An 18,972-nucleotide genomic window follows, 5' to 3' on the forward strand; every position below is an offset into this window, starting at 1 on the left:
TTCCAAGACTTCGTGTGTTAGCATCAAGCAGTTAAGCGACGCTTTTATCTAATAAAAGATATCACGTAGTTGGAATCTATCTTATCATGGAGAAGCCAACTTTTTTTAATAAAATCATATTGCATGCCGTGAACATCAGAGATTCGATATGATGGATACATAATATCTACTAACTCCGAAGGCTTGACGTAATTACACCAATTATGAGTACCTCTAGGTACAAAATTCAAGACGTACTCTCCTAAAAGAATAGTCTTGATGTATGAAAGCACTGTTCTATTGATGGAAGAGATAATGACAAGCTTTGCTATACTATCTCTCACTTTTTGTAATAAGATCTTCCACTCATCTATATGCTCTATACTTTCCATCATCAATATCACATCGAAGCAGCGCGCAGTATCAAAGAAAGTCACAGCACTTTCGCATATAAAATCAACTGCTACATTCTCCTTCTTCGCTAACTTTGCAGCGTAAAAAACGGCTTTCTCACCATTATCTACTCCAGTTACATTCATGCCAAGCTTCGCAAGTGGCACGGATAAAATACCACCTCCACAACCTAAGTCCAATACCTTTAATCCTTTCAATGCAGGAAAAAACTTTCGTAATGTCTGTACTATATACTCTAACCTTACTACATTCATGCGATGGAGCATTTCGAATGCACCATCGCTTTTTTCCCATTCTTGAGCGATATCGTCTAAATAGTTGTACATTGCATCACTTCAAACACTAACGTCATATTTAAAACATCGCCAACGCGCGTATTCCAAATGTATAACTTACCTGATGCGCTGTTTGTCCATCTACTTTCATTCTTACAGTATCGTTATACGTAGCTTGATATTGAGCATACTGATTATTACTACCTTCATATACATAGTATGAATAGCCATTACTATTTCCTTGCATAGGTGTAGTGCCTACATTCGAAAATACCGCTTCTTTTGTATTGGTATTATTCAACTCAGAACAATCTGCAATCTCACAACTACCACTGCTTGGCGCATATGTATACTGAGCTGGTACTGCATTTACGCTTACCGTATTAGTACTACGTGATAATTTAGCACCAGGAGAGACGTATTGATTATCGGAGCTGAAAGTTATAGGTGATGTCGCATTTATAGTGCCGAATATTTCTAGCTGTATATTACCAAATTTTGTTGCAAAACCTCCAGTCAACGCAGTCACTATACGCAGATCGTCAGGCGTAGTAATCTTTTCTTCAACGTAATCAGCTATCGATTCTTGTACTACCGTTTCGTTTCCAGAAAAAGCAACAGCGCCATACTCTCCAGAAATGCAACCACTAGCTGAATACGTGCAAGTAGGTTGCGTTGTAAAGAATGCTCCGCAGCCTGCGCCTGTACAGTACTCAGTAGTACTTCCATTATCAGACCAACATGTTGAAGGTGTACTTACCGAACCAATTGCGCATCCTTGCACTGCTGATGCCGGAGTACAAGTGTTACTTGGAGAGCTATAACTGATTGTGCCAGCAGTGCTAGTACACGTACCACTTGCAGAGCTTATTCCAGAACATACCGAAGTAGCATTCACATACTCAGTTTGCCCTAACGCGGATACTACAAATGATACATCTTCTCCACTCGGTGCATTCCATCCGTTATCAATAGCTTTAGCGGTAATATCAGTAATCTTTCCGCTACTATCCATAACTTTTATGCCAGAGATCTCATATGTCTGATCCAATATTCCTATCGTTACTCCAACAAACGGCTTTATTTTCCTTTGACCGAAATACTTATTCACTCCAATACTCGTTGTAAAGCTGTTCACCGACAGCTGCTTGGCAAAGGTAAGCGCTTCACTTTCTACTTCATTATTGAAAAAATCTATCCCTATAAATGCTCCGAGCGAGCCAAACATACGACCTACTCCAAATGTAAGACCAGGAGAGGCAACATAGTCATTTGTCACCTGTTCGATTTCACTATCTCTAGTACGTGTAGCAGTTGTATATTTCAGATTGTTATCCAGTTCTATTGCTGGTGTAAAGTTTACTATACCTCCGCCAAAAGCAAAATTCTTCCTCACTTCTGAAAGAGAATCTTGGATACTGATAGCTGAAACAGCATTAAACGGCAATAGTAATAATAAAAGTAATCCTACGACGTACATAAAAAATTGCTAAATAAATACTTATAACTCAAGAATAAAAGTAATAAATAAAAAAGAAAAGAAAAATTATACGCACATAATTGAATGACAGTAAAATTTATAATACATACTGCATTTTGCACTCTATTTAGTGCACTTATTTAATACGCGCAGTACATTTTTTATAATTTCCTTCTCTTTTGGCAAAGTCGCTATCTCTAGGTTTTCCGCATACGGAAGTGGTATGTCTACACTAGCTACGCGACACGGAGGCGAATCAAGAAAATCAAAAGCGTGCTCAAGTACGCTCATACTGATCTCAGCACCAATACCGCATTTTGCCCATCCTTCTTCTACTGTCACAAGATTATTAGTCTTTTTTACTGAATTAATTATCGTTGCGGTATCTATAGGACGCAACGTAATGAGATCGATAACTTCGCATGATACACCGTATTCTGTTTGAAGAATTTCGCTAGCGCGTAAAGCTCTTCCAACTTGAATGGAAAACGTCACTATCGTAATATCCGTTCCCTGTCTTACTACTCTAGCCTCTCCTATTTTTGGAGGTATATAGTCTTCTAATACGGCATGTTCTTCATTATAAAGAATTTCATTTTCTAGAAATACAACAGGATTTTTATCTTCTACCGAAGCCTGTATTAGAGCTTCAAAATCGTACGAGAAATACGGTGCAATCACCTTTAATCCTGGAATGTGCGCATACCATGCTGCATAACATTGCGAATGCTGCGCTGCCACTCTAGATGCCGCACCATTTGGCCCTCTAAATACAATCGGACATGTAATAGTACCTCCTGACATGTAATGCAATTTTGCGCATGAATTTATAATCTGATCCATCGCTTGCATTGCGAAGTTGAAAGTCATGAATTCCACTATAGGCGCCAATCCACTCATCGCCATCCCTGCGCCAATACCTGCAAAACCATGTTCTGTTATCGGTGTATCTATTACTCTTTCTTTGCCAAATTCTTGAAGGAGTCCGCTGCTCACTTTGTAAGCGCCTTGATATTCTCCTACTTCTTCTCCAAGCAGCACAACATTGCAGTCATTACGCATACTCTTAGCAATACCATCTCTTATGGATTCTCTGACAGATTTCATGGAGTGAGTCATAAGATCTCAAAAAAACTTAGTTAAAGTAGCAAAATAACCGAGAAATTCAACTTAATAGTCTATGTTATGAAGCTTTCCCCTAAACGCAATATGCACTACCATCGTATAAATTAAAAGCAGAGGCACAAATATCAGCGCTGATATCAATATTGCTATAAGAGATTTTTCATGCGCAGCACCATCTACAAGTAGAATACTGTACGGAGAAATATACGGATATACTACCATTGCAGAAAAAATAAAGAATGCCGCAAAGAAACAAAACATAGACACCAAGAATAGAAAATTACTCCAGCGATATAGCAGACGCTGCATATACACAGCAAGGAAACCGCAAATAAAGTTTAGCATAATAGGAATAGCACTATAATAGCCAAGCTTTAGCAATCTTCCAAACATTACTTCATCTTCATGAAACAATATTGCGTATGCTAACATTGAAAATAATGCAAAACCATACAATAAGCCACTAACGTCATTTTCAATCTTTCGAGGATACTCACTACTCACTCTTATCTTCTGCGTAAGAGATATCCACATCTCTCCTAAAGCAGAGAACCCCATTATAAACGCCATCCCTCCCGCACAACAACTGACAAATTGCGTTATACCGTTACTGAATCCACTAATATAGTAGAATATCATATGCCCCATAGTAAAACTCATTCCAAACGAGGATATCATGAAGATATTACTCCACAATGAATAGTATGATGTTTTTAGCCGTAATTCAAAGGATACACCACGTAATATGAGGAGGAAAAGTAGCATAAATACATGAATGTAAAGCTTTCCTAATATCTCGCCATGCGCTTGAGGAAAAGCTATTGTAATAAGTCCTACCCATAACACTAGCCATGTTTCATTAGCATCCCAAAAGGGCGCAATCGAACCAATGATGCTATCTCTTTTAGCGCGAGACTTATAGCGCACAAGCAGCATGCCTACTCCTAAGTCGCAACCATCAAGCATGCAGTACATATATAGCGCTAACGTTACAAGAAATCCAAAAATATCAGCAAGATGATTCTGCAGTATATATGCGATCATATGCTAATTATTTAATTAATTTTTTATCGATCATCTCAAGTGATAATTCACTTTTTAACGGCGCGCCATTAAGTATCAAGTATGGCGTATATTCTATCTTCAAGTCTTGCTTTCCTTGAAAAGACTGCTTTATTACTCTTCGTTTAAATAAATCACTTGATTTACAGTGCTCTATCTTACTTTTCGAGATATTATTAAACTCCAGTATTGAAATCATTTTCTTTTTATAGTCTCCAAAAAGCCAGGAAAGTTGATTCTTGTATAATACATCTATCACTCTGAAATAGAGATCATAATCATCATGACCAATACATAATGAAAGTGCTGCAGCATCAAGAGACTGCGCATCAAGCGGAAACGGACGATATATGTACAGCATCTTACCAGTTTTGACGTACTTCTCTAATATCTGAGTAAATAAAGAAGCATGGTAGTGCGCACAATGAGGACAAGTAAGTGAAGAATATTCTATCATCACATTCTTCGCTTTCAGATTTCCGATGTAATAGTCATCATGCATTTTACTCAGCAACGGAGAATCAGTCACTATAGCATTGTCTTTTACTGGCGCATTTACAACAGAGTAAGTATTACTATATGGAAAAAGAAGACATATAAGACAGAATATGAACGTCAAAAAGCAATGTAAATCCCTTGAAAAAAGCATACTTCGAGATAAAGCGCCATTAATACTAAGTAACAGTATCTAAACTCTAAACAGGAAATTCAATAGAAATTTCTCATTTATAACTTTACTAATCTTGAAATTTTATGCGCGCTCTCAAACGCAGAATGGTGATAATATTGACGATCATTATGATTCCTCCTGAAATACTCATGATCAGCATCACGTCTTCTTGTTCCTGAAATGCAAAAATACTAAAGGCAAATATCGCATATATTACGTATATTACCCTGCCATACTTTGCGTGAATATAAGATGCTGCCTTTTGCCCTACTACAAAATATCCTATGATAGTGCTAAAACCGGCAATCACAATCACAAGCGTAATATAACATTCTACGAAAAAAGAAGGTAGAAATTTTTCGAGAGAGAAAGATACATACTGAAAGTGACTCAATCCCTTTTGCTGAAAAGCGCCACCAAGCTTTGCAATCAAGAGACTGATCATCGATATAACAGTATCGGTAAATAATGAAAAAAACGTCGTTCTCGCATAAGAAGCAGGAGATGTCATTATCTTCGCTTCACTATGTACAACCGAATCATACCCCATTCCTATATCTCCAGAATATATCCCTCTCGCGAAACCATAATGCATTGCTATTATCACACCTACTATATTCCATCTATCATTATGAAAGTCATAAAATTTCGTCCCTTGATATAAGATTTCATACAATATCTCCGGAATGGCAGCATAATTTATCGCTATCACATATAATCCAATACCAATATACGATACTAGTAACACTGGCATTATAACAGCGCATATCTCACTCAGCCTTTTTACTCCTCCAAGTGCACTTGCCATCACACAACATAGCGTAGCTGCTACTATAATTGCTTTATCCACTCCAAGTAACGTGGAAATACTATCGGTAATAACAAGAAATTGCACAATCTCCACTCCATATATGCATAACAGTACAGATATCAGTAAGGGTAATACCGTCTTCAGCACACTACTTTCCTTAAAACTACCAGCGATATAATACATCAATCCGCCATCATATCCATCGCCATTCCTTTTCTTCACTCTATACTGTATTGCAAGATAAACTTCGCAATATTTCACAATCATACCAATAAAGGAAGCGAGCAGCATCCACAAAATACTCCCCATTCCTCCAAGCGTCACCGCACCCATTATCGTCACTATATTACCTACTCCTACCATGCCACCAATTGAAGAGAAATATAACTTCCATGGAGGTAATCCGTAAGACGAATTTGTTTTATGAGAAGCTATGCCGAAAATTTCAGATACATTCTTAATAGGATTTTTTAATGTACGTATCTGTAAGAAGTGCGCTTTATACGTGAGATATACGCCTCCGATTAAAATGACGAATATTCCAAGGTACTCCCATATAAAACGATCTATCCATGCGAAAAATGAAAAAATATACCCCATAAATCTACCACGCCAATCTTATTCTTTTTCTATCACTTATACCTTCGAATATAGTATATATCAAATGTGCAATGACATATCTCTTAGCACAATAAACGAATATATAAGCATCATGATCAGAATGATAGAAAAATTCAGAGAGATGCTTCTTAGCGAATTTCAAGCAAGTAATAACACTATTATATCGTATGTTACAGACTTAAAATTCTTTAACTTCTTTCTTCAAGAGAGAAAAATTGCACCACTATCTGTCACTCATTCTGACATTACGGATTATCTTGTTACCTTAAATAAAGAATCTTCTGCCACCGTAAGACGCAAGATATCAGTTTTAAAAAGATTTTATAGCTTTCTACTAACTGAGAGAGATATTACAGAAAATCCAACACTTAGCATCAAATATCCGAAACGAGAACATAAATTGCCGAACGTACCGAGTGAAACGGATATAATAAAGATGTTCACAGGCATTCGTGAACTATATTTGAATGATGAATTTCTATTATTACGAAATAATGCAATATTTGCGGTACTATATTCTACAGGACTCAGAGTATCAGAACTGATTACGCTTAAACTTGCTGATGTTATGGAAAACGAATATTTGCGCGATAACTCTGTAAAAAGAATTATCAAAGTAATAGGAAAGGGCAATAAAGAACGTAATGTAGTACTGAACGATATCGCGTATGCAACGTTGGCGCAATACGTACATCTCATCATAACTACGAAAAAGAACTGCAACAATTTTGGATGGCTATTTTCTTCCGAAGATTCTCCAACTACTCATCTTACAAGACAGAGAATCGGACAGATTATCCGTGAAGTAGCGACGTATATGAACATAGATAAAAAATTGATATCGCCTCATAAAGTAAGGCATGCTTTCGCTACTCATATCTTGAGAAAAGGCGCACAAATTCATGTGTTACAGAAAATACTCGGACATTCTTCTATCACTTCAACGCAAATATATACCTCGGTATTGAATGACGATCTGAGAAATATGCTTAATGACAAGCATCCTCTTTCAAAAAAGTAACTATTTCTTCTTCAGAACGACAAATATCTCCGCTGAATCCGAATAGCTTGAATGTGGCTTAAAAAACTGGAAATTGTCAAAATGCTCAGAGTGCTTCTTTATCACAGCGCTTTCCTTACCGCATCTTATAACCTTAGTCACAAAAAAACCACCTTTCTTCAGATACTTTATTGCAAATAACAGACTCTCATTTAAAAGCGCAGCAAATCGTAAATGATCTGCAGTTTTATCTCCAGACGCATTAGGTAACATATCACTCACTATCAAAGCGGCGCTAAAATTCTCTAAAATATCTGATGACTTCTCTACTTCACGATCTTGTGCTGCTTCACTAGTCTCATCAAACTGAGACAAAATTTCTTGTATTTTCTGCATCAAATCAGATGCTAAAAAATCATGTTGTATGAAATGCACGCCAGAAACAGGCATCACATGCAATAAGTCAATTCCAATAATCGAAGCGCGCACTGAAGCTTTTTTTAATCTTTCACTTATGACTTGAGACCAGCCACCTGGTGCAGCACCTAAGTCAAGTATCACTTCTCCATTCTTTACCGTTTTTATAATGTGAAATTTATCTAAAATTTCTATTAACTTAAAAGCAGCTCTCGATCTATAATTCAGCTCCTTTGCCATATGCACGTACTGATCTTTTTTTCTCCTCTTTAGCCACTTTTGAGAAGAGTAAGAAAACTTTTTTTTCAGCATCTACTTCAATATAATCCAACACTTCCGTTAGCATAGCATATACCGCTATGAGATATAACACATATGTTGACTATCGTAAGGTAATCACCTACTCTTATAGAAAATAAATGTAGCTTTAACTAATATGAAAAGCACTAATTTCGAATTCGAAAAACTCCATTCTAATGGAGTGGAAGTGGAATATAAAATCACTGTAACTGACAGTGAAATGAATAAAAATATAGAGAACAAGATACTTGAATTATCGCAAAATTACAAATTACACGGTTTTCGAGAAGGTAAAGTGCCATTGGCTATGGTGCGAAAAAAAGAAATTGAAGGCGTGACAAGTCAGTATATCAGAGAATTGATAGCAGAGGGTATCAATCAATTGCATGATAAAGGCGAAATCGATACCTCATCTAGAGATTCTAGAATAGAGTTGGTTGAAATGAAGCAAGATGGAGTAACTGTAAAGGTAACAGGTACCGTACCGATAAAAGTGGATGTAAAGAAAATGCTGCATGATAAAAAAATAGAATTTTTATCCCTAGATAAAAGCGAAGCAATCGATACAAGCGAAGCTGAGCAAACGATCGTACGACAACTCGCAAAAGAAGTGCCACAAGACAAAGATTATAAAGCTAAGAAAGGTGATACAGTAGTCCTCGATTTGACTGGTAAGTTGATGAGAGATAAAGAAGAAATAGATTTCGATGGCCTATCAGGTACAGGAGTAAGCTTGAAAATAGGCGATAATTATTTCGTCGTCCCGGGCTTTGAAGATAGTTTAATCGGATTAAGAACAGGAGATGTACACTTATTTGAAGGCACATTTCCTATGGACTATCACGATCCGCAAATTAAAGGGAAAAAAGTACGATACCACATTACCGTCACTTCAGTACTATCAGTACAGGAAGAATCGCATTTAGATGATGCATTTGCAACGCAGATGGGCTTCTCTAATGTACAGGAGTTTAGAGCGATGCTACAAACTGATATCATGAGAAGATACGATAACATCATCTCTCTCATCAATAAGAAAAGACTCCTTGATTTCTGCGCTGATTCATTGGATTTTAAACCTTCCGCAGAAATGATAGCAAAGGAAAAGGATAATATAGTAAGTGAATATAAAGAAGCAATTCTCGCTAAAGATGGAGAAGAAGGATTGGATAAAGCAGTAAAAAACATGCTAAAAGTTAGCATCATTATCGGCGCTGTCGTTAGAGAAAAACATTTAGCAGTAAGCGAAGAAGAAATGAAGGAAAAAATGGAACAAGTGTTGAAAGATTATCCTCAGTCTGCACAAAAATTTAAGGAAATGGAAACAGATCCTACGTATAGAACGAGAATAAAAGCATCGATCCTTGAACAAAAAGTCGTAGATTTTATGATGACACTTACGAACGCTGCTTCTTATAAGCAGATATCGTTTAAGGAGATCAAAAATTACGAAAATGAGATGATATAATATACGCTGTTTTCACATATATTGATTAGATAGAGTAATGTATTATCGGCAGTAGGTCGTACTGCCTTATATTGCTGAAGCTTGCTTTTTTCCTTCTCAGTTTCTGCAGTAAGTGCATGGCGGATGAAAGTATGTATGCTTTTTGAGGTGTGTTTATAGCGCTTGTCGGAAATGAGGTTTTTCCTACAATTTCCGCATTCTTCTTGCTTTCTGCAAATCGCAAAAAGTGGAGTATTTGTTATAGGTCGAAAATGCTGTTGATGTTTCATACAAACATGGGATGCGAATACACAAGCGTAAGAATCGAACTTCTCACATATAGTACATCGCACCACAACAGTAACAGCGCTATGGAGAATAATACTTCTCTATTTCGAAATACTGCTTAGATGTTCTATGCAAACATGGGATGCGAATACACAAGCGTAAGAATCGAACTTCTCACATACAGTACATCGCACCACAACAGTAACAGCGCTATGGAGAATAACGCTTCTCTATTTCGAAATGCTGCTTAGATGTTCTATACAAACATGGGATGCGAATACACAAACGTATGGATCTAACTTCTCACATATACGGCACACTACAACAGTAGCAGCGCTATGGAGAATAATACTTCTCTATTTCGAAATACTGCTTAGATGTTCTATACAAACATGGGATGCGAATACACAAGCGTAAGGATCGAACTTCTCACATACAGTACATCACAGCACACCACAGCAGTAACAGCACTATGGAGAATAATACTTCTCTATTTCGAAATACTACTTAGATGTTCTATGCAAACATGGGATGCGAATACACAAGCGTAAGGATCGAACTTCTCACATACAGTACATCACAGCACACCACAGCAGTAGCAGCACTATGGAGAATAATACTTCTCTATAAATAGGAGTTTGAACTTCCTCGATTTCAGATATTTTCTCAGTACACATCACAAACGTGATACAGCATTACATTGCTTATTTTCTGATACACGATTCTCTCATCCTTAATTCACTTGGTAAATGCAGCAACTCTAATACAGTATTTGCTATATTTGCCAATCCTAGCTCTTGTTTTTTAAAAGTAATCGCTCTATTACCGACATAGCAAAGCGGCACAACATTGGTGGTATGTTGAGTATTAATCTCTTCATTACTAAAAAGCATTTCCTCGATATTGCCGTGATCCGAACACACAAGCATCTCATACTCATTTCTCGTACATACATCAACTAGCTCTCGCAAGCAATGATCTATCACTTCGCACGCTCTCACTGCTGCTTGAAAATTACCTGTATGTCCAACCATATCTAAATTTGGATAGTTTACGCATACGAATCCATATTCACCTCTCATCAATGAATCACTTAATACGCGCGTCACTTCATATGCGGACATTTCCGGCTTTAAATCATATGTAGGCACTTTAGGCGATGGTATAAGTATCCTCTCTTCCAGCGCATAAGGTGTCTCTCTTCCACAATTGAGAAAATATGTAACATGTGCATACTTTTCAGTTTCCGAAATTCTAAGCTGTGGTATTTTATGCTCTTGCATTATATGCCCTATAGTATTAGTGACAGATTCTCTATTTATTGGCGTAATAAAGTCGAAATTCTTACCGTCGGCACTGAGTGGTGCAAAACATATCTTCATATTGATATCTATGTTTTCAGCGATATGCCGCTCTGATATAAGCTGCATTAACTGTCGAATTCTATCAATTCTATAATTCGTAATAATTATAGAATCTCCATTCTTGACACCATTATAATTCACATTAGCGCATGGCACTACAAATTCATCCGTAATGCCTACTTCATATGATTCTTCTAATTTCCTCATTGCAGAATCAAAACTCTCACACTGTTTTCCATAAAGCAAAGCTTTGCAGTACTGTTCCGTTCTATTCCATCTATTATCTCTATCCATAGCGTAGTACCGTCCCGCTAAAGTGCCTATTCTAATATTATTAAACTTACTACATAGAATGTAGACGAATTTTATCATTTTTAATCCTTCATCTCTCTTCGAATCTCTACCATCCGTCACAAGATGCAACACCACATTACACTGATTCTTTGCGAGATACTCTGCTATTGCTAATGTATGATAGATACTACCATGCACTTTCGCATCTGAAAGTATACCAATTACGTGGCAATCGGTAATAGAATTATGCATATGCTTCGCTTTAAGCTGAGTAAATATCGCAGACGAATTCATACCATCTTGCGAGATAAACTCCTCTACTCTCACACCTACTTGCTTTACCACATTTCCCGCGCCAATGGTGGTATGTCCTACTTCAGAATTGCCCATCACTCCTTGCTGTACTCCAACATGCTCTCCACTTGCATGCAGAAGAGTGTATTCTCTAGTACTAAACAGATGATTCAAGTACGGCACTTTAGCAATACTCAGCGGATTGCATTTCTCTTGTATAGGAAATAAGGGCAAAGAAAGACGATGCTTATGAGAGATTCCAAAACCATCTAGTATACATAATACAACGCCTTTACTCATCCTCGCATATAAAATTTCTTATTCGCCATCATTGAACTTCCTCTTCAGCATATCTCTGAGTTCATTCAAGCGTTGGTTATAAGTACTTAAATCAAAATCCGCTATCTTAGCAACTCCATCAGAAATAGCAGCACTTGCTACAGCATACGATACCGCTCTTAGCATCTCTTCGTTGAATGGTGATGGTACTATGTGATTTTTTCCATATTCAGGACTCTGAGTAGCCACCATTGCTATCGCGTGCGCAGCATTTAATTTCATGCGAGTTGTAATCTTTGTAGCTCTTACATCTAAAGCGCCTCTAAAAATGTATGGAAATCCTAAAACATTATTAATCTGATTCGTGTAATCACTACGCCCTGTTCCTATGATAACATCATTTCTCACCGCTTGCGCGTCTTCCGGTCTTATTTCTGGCTCGGGATTTGCTAAAGCGAATACTATTGGATCGGGCGCCATGTTCTTGATCATAGCACTGGAAAATGCTCCAGCTACAGAACAGCCTATTAACACATCTGCACCTATTGCAGCATCTGTTAAAGTACGTACTGTTATGCTTACAGGTAATGCAAAATGCTTTTTCCATTCATTTAAATCATCACGTCCTCTATGTATTACTCCTTTGCTATCACACATAACGATCTTTTCCCTGCTAAAGCCAAAACTCTCGAGTAAATATGCAGACGCAATCGCTGCACTACCTGCGCCATTTATCACGATTTTCACATCTTCTTTTCGCTTTCTCACAAGAGATAAAGCATTAATCAGCCCTGCCAATATCACTACGGCGGTACCATGTTGATCGTCATGAAATACTGGAATATCAAGTAAATTCGATAACATTTCCTCTATTACGAAGCACTCAGGCGCTTTTATATCCTCGAGATTGATGCCTCCCCAGGTATTTCCTATCGCTCTTACAATGCTTACAAAACCTTCTATACTATTTTCATCTACCTCGATGTCTACTCCGTCAATATTGCTAAATCTCTTCAGCAAACATGCCTTCCCTTCCATCACCGGTTTCGAAGCTAGTGCACCTATATTACCTAATCCAAGCACAGCGGTACCATTACTAATTACCGCTACACTATTACCCTTTGCAGTATACTTATAAGCAGCTTCAGGATTATTTTGTATTTCTGTACATGGCGCAGCTACTCCTGGAGAATAAGCAAGAGATAAGTCAGCTTTTGTAACCATTCGCTTCGTTAACTCTAGTCCTGTCTTACCAGGTCTTGGTATCTTATGAAACTCTAAAGCAGCTTCATAAAGCGTGGAATTCGTAGTTTTTTGCATTTTTCAGCAAAGTCTTATATCATCAATTCTGTGCCAACGCTTTACAATAAAAAATTCATGAAAGCAATTAGAAGAAGCATTACGCTTTACTTTATATTGTCAATTTCGTCGATAATGACTGCGTTTAATGCAGCACACTCTCAGCCACCTATCACTACCAAAATAGCCCAAAGTATAGAGAAAAAATTGACTGAATATGTCAAGACTAATAGAGAACTTGGATATAGTATGAATATCTCAACAGATTTTGACAAAAAGATGAATAACCTTCAGATTGATGGTCTTGATCTTAGTAATAGTAACATTGACAGTATCGACTTTTCGAACAGTACCTTCAAAAAGGTGAATTTCTTCGGTTCATTCAGCGATAAAGCAAATTATTCGAATTCAAAGTTTTTCGATGTCAATTTCTCTCAAGCTAGTTTGTTTAATACAAATTTTAGCAATGCTGAATTTCATAATTGCATTTTCGATCGCACTTTCTTGAAAAATGCAAATTTTAGCGGTGCTAAGTTTTATGATAGCATAATATCAAGCAGTAACATGAGAAATGTTATAATGGATCAATTCACTGCTACTTCTACAAGATTTCAAGATATAAAATTTGAAGATGCGCAGATAACAAATTCAAATTTTCAGACGTGCTTCTTCGAAAAGCTTTTTCTTCCAAAGGTACTTTTTACTAACGTTGCAATCAAAGGAGGTAAAATAGAAAAAGCACTCTTTGCATCTTCCGATGTTCAAAATGTCGTTTTTTCAAACGTCGCACTCTCAAATGTAAAATTTAACTCTTCTAAACTATCATCTACAACATTCGCTTCTGCAAATCTGACATTACTTCAAATTAAAGATTCTTCAAGCTCAGATCTATCCGTAAACAGTTCTTCATTAGTTGGGTGCATTATCACAAATTCTAAATTACTAAATCCAAAATTCGCATTATCCGAACTATCAGATATATCGGTAAAAGACTCGCAAATGCAACAAACTCAGATTATTTCCTCTATTATGAAGGAGTTTATAATGAACAGTTCTTCCGTAATTTGCTCTACATGCACTAATAACTATATTTCTGCGCAAACTCATGCAAGTACAATTACGTGTGATGGTAACGGTAATTCTATCAATCTCACCAAAATTACAAGCGTAAATTAATAATTTTTCTTTACAATCATGATCGTTTTTGTATTCTAGCATCGTATTTAAATTTAAGTGTTGCGAAGAAATGGCCGGTTCAATGAATAAGGTAATTTTTGTTGGAAGAGTATTAGAAGAACCAAAATTGACTGATAGAGGCGATAGTACTTTTGCATCATTTCCTCTCTTAACATCCGAGTGTTGGCGAGATAAAAGCACCAACGAAATGAAAGAAAAGAGTGAAGAGCATAAAATCGTAATATTTAACGAGAAAGGGTTAGAAGCAGTACGAAATTCCGTCAGAAAGGATCACAACGTCTTTCTTGAAGGGCAACTTCAAACAAGAAAGCTAAGCGAAGAAGTAAATGGTATTGTGGTAGAAAAATATATGACAGAAATAGTACTTCCAAAGTTCAAAAGTGAGCTGATCGATTTAGGCGCAAGCGCAAGCAACATAGAGTACATGAATAAAGTGTTATTGGTAGGAAATATCGGTAAGGATCCGGAGATTCGTACATCGCAGGACAAAGATGGTATAAAGGAAGTAAAAATTGCATCATTTCCTATTGCTACATCAGAGATTTGGAGAGATAAAAGCACTAATGAGATTCGAGAAAAAACTGAGTGGCATAGAGTAGTCGTGTTCAATGAGCGTTTGATAGATGTTGTGGAAAAATACGTACGCAAAGGACGTAAAATAGCAATTGAAGGGCATATACAAAACAGAAGATGGCTTGACTCTTCTAACGCTGAGAGAAACGTCACAGAAGTCGTATTACCTAGATTCCGCGGAGAACTCATTCTACTAAGTAGTACTGATTCTATGTCTATGGACAAAAGAGAACATTTTCATGACGAAGGTAGTGATGAAGTGCCATTTTAGCACTGACTACTTGCAATGAAGGTATACGTCTCTCTTGGCTCTAACATCGGATGTAGAATATCCAATATCAGGAAAGCGTTAGATGAATTAAAACAATTAGGGCTATCGGACATAAAACATACTTGTTGTATAGAAACTTCGCCTATACTTTTACCGAATAGCCCTTCTGAATGGAAGAACACCCCTTACCTTAATGCAGTCGCTTCATTTACAACTGATATCACACTTACACAACTTCTGAAGCAATTTCAAAAAATAGAAAAAAAACTCGGTAGAACAGAAAAAAAATTAAAATGGGCACCAAGAATCATCGATATTGATATATTACTCACCACGCCTCATACAGTAAGTAGCACACCATTTCTCACCTTACCTCATCCGGAAATTTTAAATCGACCGTTTTTAATACATTTACTTGCCATTCTAGAGCCTACATTAGTCTTTTCTGATAATTTCTCACATACAACTAAAACATTTGTAGAGATTGCGCACTCTATTAATGCCGTACAAAATCTCGGCAATTACAGGAGCTTCACTATATATCCGGAAATTGTAGGAATACTAAATGTCACAAAAGACTCATTCTCCGACGGAGGATTATACAATACTGCAGAAAAAGCTGTATCGCACTTCGCTTCTCTCGAAAATGCTGGCGCTTCTATAATTGATATAGGGGCAGAATCTACTAGACCAGGAGCGGTAAAATTATCATCTGAAGAAGAATATACGCAATTAGATATCACGCTATCTGCAATCAGCAATGCAAGTAGCAGCGTCAAAATAAGCATTGATAGCTACAATTTCGATGTAATAGAACGCATTTTGCAAAAATATTCCAACACTATTTCCTACATTAATCTTGTGCAATGGCACTTTCAGCCACATGAAATACGCGCATTAGCGCAGTATAAAACGAAATTTATCGTAATGCATTCAATATCCGTACCTCCGTCATATACTGCTGTTCTACCTGTAAATACCGATGTTGTACAATCTATTGCAAAATGGAGTGAATTTGTTGTGAATAGCGCGGTAACAAACGGCATTGCAGCTTCTGATTTGATTTTAGACGTTGGAATAGGATTCGGCAAAACGCATTATCAGAATCTTGAATTACTGAGGAAATTAAGAAACTTCAGAGATGCTATCGCGGAAGACTGTGCTATTCTCATAGGACACTCACGCAAATCGTATATCAATGCTATTTCGTCTCAGCTTCCTATCAACAGGGATCTTGAAACTGCTATAATATCAGCCTCCATAGCGCAGTACGTTGACTACTTGAGAGTGCATAATGTCACTGATACGCATCGCGCATGCGTCACACGCGACATGATCACTCGCTAACAGTGATGTTTATGATGTCAGAAATGACATGGTTATAATCTCGAATGAATTTTTCGTAAGCACAACGTTTAAAAGACACTACATCTTCTATAACAGACTTTACACTGCACCACCTCCAAGCAGAAAATTCTACTGGCTCTTTTAGTATATCAATTTCTTCATCAGTACCATAAAATCTAAGTACAAACCATCTTTGCTTTTGTCCAACATAACATCCGTTCCATACTTTTTCTCTTACTTCTTTTGGAAAATCATACTGATACCACACATCATTATTACCTATCATCTCCACATTCTTAATCCCCGTCTCTTCATATACCTCTCTAAGTACTGCCTCTTCCGGGTTTTCGTTCTCTTCTATCCCTCCTTGCGGCAATTGCCATCCATTTATATTGTCAATTCTCTTTCCCTGCCATACTCCAATATTGCTCTTTACTATTATAGCACCAACACCGAGTCTGTACATTTAAACTTTAACTCTATATAAATATCAACGATACTTAAGAAGTAACGTATGTACAATCACTATTTTAAAGGGCAAGCGCCATCGAACAGACAAGCAATGCTTGCCAAAGCAATACGAAATGAAATAGCACTTTTGGCAGTACGTGGAGAACTGCTAGAATATGGAATATCTGGAGAGGAAGTTACAATTACCGGCAGTAACATCAGCAGAGATCTAAAAAACGCGAGTGTTTTTGTACACATCAATAATTTCCTGAATTCTAAAGATAGTAAGGAAAATGGCAATTCTGCACCTTACGATTTATTGCTGAAAAATTTTGAAAATGCGAAGCATTTCATACGCTCAAAAATATGCGCAGCAATGAGTATGCGCTATGTACCTCAATTATATTTTAAGAGAGATCATTCTATCGATGCATTGCACGAGATTGATGTGGTAATACGTTCATTATCAAATTGATCATGACTTTAGTACTTGCTTCCTCATCTCCATTCAGAATCGCTTTACTGAAACAAATGGGATATATACCTGATATAGTGGATTCCCCTGACATAGATGAAACAGGATTCAAAGGAGAAAAGCCGCTAAAACTAGCTACGAGACTCGCATCACAAAAAGCATCAATTGTCTTTGAAAGACATAGTAATTGTATTGTGCTAGGCGCTGATACCGTCACTACCGTTGGAGGTCGCATTTTACCAAAAGCTTTAACCCAAGAAGAAGCAGTTTTATGCATGAATGCGTGGTCGGGAAAAAGAGTTAAAGTCTATACTGGTGTTTGTTGTATAAAAGCAGGTATAAAAAGAGAGAAAAATTCATGCACTACTCTAAAATTCAAGCCGTTATCTATGCGAGAGAAAAATGCTTACTTAGCTTCTAGAGAATGGTACGGAAAAGCTGGAGGATATGGTATTCAAGGAATAGCAGCAAGTTTTATATCTTGGAGTAGCGGTAGTACGTACACAAATGTTGCAGGCTTACCACTTTACGAGACGTATTGTCTATTATCGTCATTTGGCGTTTTCCCTAATTATAATATATAAATGCAAAATGCAGTATAATGCTATTTTCAAGCTCAGATCAGAGGAAATAATTTTCAACATTCTCTCGGCAGCACTATTGAGTATGAATTATGAAATAGTCCGCATTAGAATAGGAAATAATACGCATGTAGAAATACTGGTAGAGAGAGTGACAGGAGAAGCGATATCGATAGATGAAACTGCTGAAATAGCAAGATATATAAAGCCGCTACTATACCAAGGAAACGCAATATTACTACATGAACAAAACTTTTCTCCTGCAAATTATAGCTACGATGTTAGCTCATGCGGAGTAGAAAAACCTCTCACGAGAGAAAAAGATTTATTACGCGCTATTGGTAAAAGAGTAAGCGTGAAGCTCTATCGAAGTATCATCGATCAAAACAGATCAAAATTGAAAAAATTGGAAGGAGAGCTTTTAAAACTTACCGATACAGCAATAACAATACAGTACAATTCTGCAGAAATTAACGTACCATTTGACAATATATCAGACATTATACTGGTATATATCCCATGGAAAACAAAGAAGTAACGTAATACACATCATTGATTTGATCGCGCGTATCATTGATTATGCACGCCTCGCGTAGTACAATGACGTCAGATTATATGCCGCTATTTGTGAGATAATAAATGTTCTTGTCTGATAAATA

Annotated in this window: 18 protein-coding genes and 1 pseudogene; 9 read left to right on the forward strand and 10 right to left on the reverse strand. The window is 37.0% G+C overall.

The genetic code is table 11. The features are described 5' to 3' along the window. Positions 1–44: 44 nt before the first annotated feature. The 6 genes from ubiG to Fsol_RS03585 all read right to left on the reverse strand — a co-directional run bounded on the left by ubiG (position 45) and on the right by Fsol_RS03585 (position 6,416). Positions 45–719 (reverse strand): bifunctional 2-polyprenyl-6-hydroxyphenol methylase/3-demethylubiquinol 3-O-methyltransferase UbiG, encoded by a 675-nt coding sequence (gene ubiG, locus Fsol_RS03560; protein WP_108673510.1) that lies wholly within the window; start codon positions 717–719, stop codon positions 45–47. A 28-nt stretch (positions 720–747) separates the two neighbouring features. Then, positions 748–2,148, reverse strand: coding sequence for a hypothetical protein (locus Fsol_RS03565; RefSeq protein ID WP_108673511.1), 1,401 nt, complete (start codon positions 2,146–2,148; stop codon positions 748–750). Positions 2,149–2,271: 123 nt separating this feature from the next. Then, on the reverse strand, positions 2,272–3,267 hold the full coding sequence (locus Fsol_RS03570; RefSeq protein WP_410519420.1) for a pyruvate dehydrogenase complex E1 component subunit beta: 996 nt from the start codon (positions 3,265–3,267) through the stop codon (positions 2,272–2,274). Positions 3,268–3,318: 51 nt separating this feature from the next. Then, positions 3,319–4,317 (reverse strand): cytochrome d ubiquinol oxidase subunit II, encoded by a 999-nt coding sequence (locus Fsol_RS03575; RefSeq protein ID WP_108673513.1) that lies wholly within the window; start codon positions 4,315–4,317, stop codon positions 3,319–3,321. A 7-nt stretch (positions 4,318–4,324) separates the two neighbouring features. After that, positions 4,325–4,984 (reverse strand): thioredoxin domain-containing protein, encoded by a 660-nt coding sequence (locus tag Fsol_RS03580; protein WP_108673514.1) that lies wholly within the window; start codon positions 4,982–4,984, stop codon positions 4,325–4,327. Between the two features lie 88 nt (positions 4,985–5,072). Continuing rightward, entirely contained in the window at positions 5,073–6,416 is a 1,344-nt protein-coding gene (locus Fsol_RS03585; protein WP_108673515.1) for an alanine:cation symporter family protein, read from the reverse strand. Between the two features lie 64 nt (positions 6,417–6,480). On the opposite strand from Fsol_RS03585, the gene Fsol_RS03755 reads away from it, so the two are divergent. Continuing rightward, complete coding sequence (locus Fsol_RS03755) at positions 6,481–7,458, forward strand: tyrosine-type recombinase/integrase (RefSeq protein ID WP_158521650.1); 978 nt, start codon at positions 6,481–6,483, stop codon at positions 7,456–7,458. Here the strand turns inward: Fsol_RS03755 and Fsol_RS03600 are convergent, their stop codons facing one another. Next, positions 7,459–8,166, reverse strand: a complete 708-nt coding sequence (locus Fsol_RS03600) for an RlmE family RNA methyltransferase (RefSeq protein WP_108673516.1) — start codon at positions 8,164–8,166, stop codon at positions 7,459–7,461. Positions 8,167–8,290: 124 nt separating this feature from the next. On the opposite strand from Fsol_RS03600, the gene tig reads away from it, so the two are divergent. After that, entirely contained in the window at positions 8,291–9,622 is a 1,332-nt protein-coding gene (gene tig, locus Fsol_RS03605; protein ID WP_108673517.1) for a trigger factor, read from the forward strand. A gap of 971 nt (positions 9,623–10,593) precedes the next feature. Here the strand turns inward: tig and gpmI are convergent. Together gpmI and Fsol_RS03620 are read right to left on the reverse strand one after the other, a co-directional pair. Next, positions 10,594–12,141: a 2,3-bisphosphoglycerate-independent phosphoglycerate mutase gene (gene gpmI, locus Fsol_RS03615; protein ID WP_108673519.1), complete on the reverse strand. Its 1,548-nt coding sequence runs from the start codon at positions 12,139–12,141 to the stop codon at positions 10,594–10,596. An 18-nt stretch (positions 12,142–12,159) separates the two neighbouring features. After that, entirely contained in the window at positions 12,160–13,440 is a 1,281-nt protein-coding gene (locus Fsol_RS03620) for a malic enzyme-like NAD(P)-binding protein (RefSeq protein WP_108673520.1), read from the reverse strand. Positions 13,441–13,554: 114 nt separating this feature from the next. On the opposite strand from Fsol_RS03620, the gene Fsol_RS03625 reads away from it, so the two are divergent. The 4 genes and pseudogenes from Fsol_RS03625 (at position 13,555) to folP (ending at position 16,807) form a co-directional block, all read left to right on the forward strand. Beyond that, positions 13,555–14,595 carry a pentapeptide repeat-containing protein gene (locus Fsol_RS03625; RefSeq protein ID WP_158521651.1) on the forward strand — a complete coding sequence of 347 codons (1,041 nt, stop codon included), beginning with the start codon at positions 13,555–13,557 and terminating at the stop codon, positions 14,593–14,595. Positions 14,596–14,677: 82 nt separating this feature from the next. Beyond that, positions 14,678–14,974, forward strand: a pseudogene (locus Fsol_RS03830) (single-stranded DNA-binding protein); the annotation flags it as partial. Positions 14,975–15,040: 66 nt separating this feature from the next. Continuing rightward, positions 15,041–15,460 (forward strand): single-stranded DNA-binding protein, encoded by a 420-nt coding sequence (ssb, locus tag Fsol_RS03835; RefSeq protein ID WP_410519425.1) that lies wholly within the window; start codon positions 15,041–15,043, stop codon positions 15,458–15,460. A 15-nt stretch (positions 15,461–15,475) separates the two neighbouring features. Beyond that, positions 15,476–16,807, forward strand: coding sequence for a dihydropteroate synthase (gene folP / locus Fsol_RS03635; RefSeq protein WP_108673523.1), 1,332 nt, complete (start codon positions 15,476–15,478; stop codon positions 16,805–16,807). Here folP and Fsol_RS03640 read toward each other — a convergent pair. Next, positions 16,797–17,273 (reverse strand): RNA pyrophosphohydrolase, encoded by a 477-nt coding sequence (locus Fsol_RS03640; protein ID WP_108673524.1) that lies wholly within the window; start codon positions 17,271–17,273, stop codon positions 16,797–16,799. The genes folP and Fsol_RS03640 overlap by 11 nt on opposite strands. 48 nt (positions 17,274–17,321) lie before the next feature. Between Fsol_RS03640 and Fsol_RS03645 the strand changes: the two genes are divergently transcribed. From Fsol_RS03645 to Fsol_RS03655, 3 genes are all read left to right on the forward strand, one after another. Beyond that, complete coding sequence (locus Fsol_RS03645) at positions 17,322–17,732, forward strand: ribosome-binding factor A (protein WP_108673525.1); 411 nt, start codon at positions 17,322–17,324, stop codon at positions 17,730–17,732. Between the two features lie 2 nt (positions 17,733–17,734). Next, complete coding sequence (locus Fsol_RS03650) at positions 17,735–18,316, forward strand: Maf family protein (RefSeq protein ID WP_199405094.1); 582 nt, start codon at positions 17,735–17,737, stop codon at positions 18,314–18,316. A gap of 82 nt (positions 18,317–18,398) precedes the next feature. Continuing rightward, the gene (locus Fsol_RS03655) at positions 18,399–18,851 is read left to right on the forward strand and encodes a ribosome maturation factor RimP (protein ID WP_158521652.1); all 453 of its coding nucleotides are present in this window, start codon (positions 18,399–18,401) and stop codon (positions 18,849–18,851) included. Positions 18,852–18,972: the final 121 nt, after the last annotated feature.

Source organism: Candidatus Fokinia solitaria (genome assembly GCF_003072485.1).
Classification (GTDB): domain Bacteria; phylum Pseudomonadota; class Alphaproteobacteria; order Rickettsiales; family Midichloriaceae; genus Fokinia; species Fokinia solitaria.

Coding starts and splice junctions, on each gene's coding strand:
- ubiG (WP_108673510.1), bottom strand. CDS start 719: ATGTACAACTATTTAGACGATATCGCTCAAGAATGGGAAAAAAGCGAT.
- Fsol_RS03565 (WP_108673511.1), bottom strand. CDS start 2,148: ATGTACGTCGTAGGATTACTTTTATTATTACTATTGCCGTTTAATGCT.
- Fsol_RS03570 (WP_410519420.1), bottom strand. CDS start 3,267: ATGACTCACTCCATGAAATCTGTCAGAGAATCCATAAGAGATGGTATT.
- Fsol_RS03575 (WP_108673513.1), bottom strand. CDS start 4,317: ATGATCGCATATATACTGCAGAATCATCTTGCTGATATTTTTGGATTT.
- Fsol_RS03580 (WP_108673514.1), bottom strand. CDS start 4,984: ATGCTTTTTTCAAGGGATTTACATTGCTTTTTGACGTTCATATTCTGT.
- Fsol_RS03585 (WP_108673515.1), bottom strand. CDS start 6,416: ATGGGGTATATTTTTTCATTTTTCGCATGGATAGATCGTTTTATATGG.
- Fsol_RS03755 (WP_158521650.1), top strand. CDS start 6,481: ATGTGCAATGACATATCTCTTAGCACAATAAACGAATATATAAGCATC.
- Fsol_RS03600 (WP_108673516.1), bottom strand. CDS start 8,166: ATGCTGAAAAAAAAGTTTTCTTACTCTTCTCAAAAGTGGCTAAAGAGG.
- tig (WP_108673517.1), top strand. CDS start 8,291: ATGAAAAGCACTAATTTCGAATTCGAAAAACTCCATTCTAATGGAGTG.
- gpmI (WP_108673519.1), bottom strand. CDS start 12,141: ATGAGTAAAGGCGTTGTATTATGTATACTAGATGGTTTTGGAATCTCT.
- Fsol_RS03620 (WP_108673520.1), bottom strand. CDS start 13,440: ATGCAAAAAACTACGAATTCCACGCTTTATGAAGCTGCTTTAGAGTTT.
- Fsol_RS03625 (WP_158521651.1), top strand. CDS start 13,555: ATGACTGCGTTTAATGCAGCACACTCTCAGCCACCTATCACTACCAAA.
- ssb (WP_410519425.1), top strand. CDS start 15,041: ATGAATAAAGTGTTATTGGTAGGAAATATCGGTAAGGATCCGGAGATT.
- folP (WP_108673523.1), top strand. CDS start 15,476: ATGAAGGTATACGTCTCTCTTGGCTCTAACATCGGATGTAGAATATCC.
- Fsol_RS03640 (WP_108673524.1), bottom strand. CDS start 17,273: ATGTACAGACTCGGTGTTGGTGCTATAATAGTAAAGAGCAATATTGGA.
- Fsol_RS03645 (WP_108673525.1), top strand. CDS start 17,322: ATGTACAATCACTATTTTAAAGGGCAAGCGCCATCGAACAGACAAGCA.
- Fsol_RS03650 (WP_199405094.1), top strand. CDS start 17,735: ATGACTTTAGTACTTGCTTCCTCATCTCCATTCAGAATCGCTTTACTG.
- Fsol_RS03655 (WP_158521652.1), top strand. CDS start 18,399: ATGAATTATGAAATAGTCCGCATTAGAATAGGAAATAATACGCATGTA.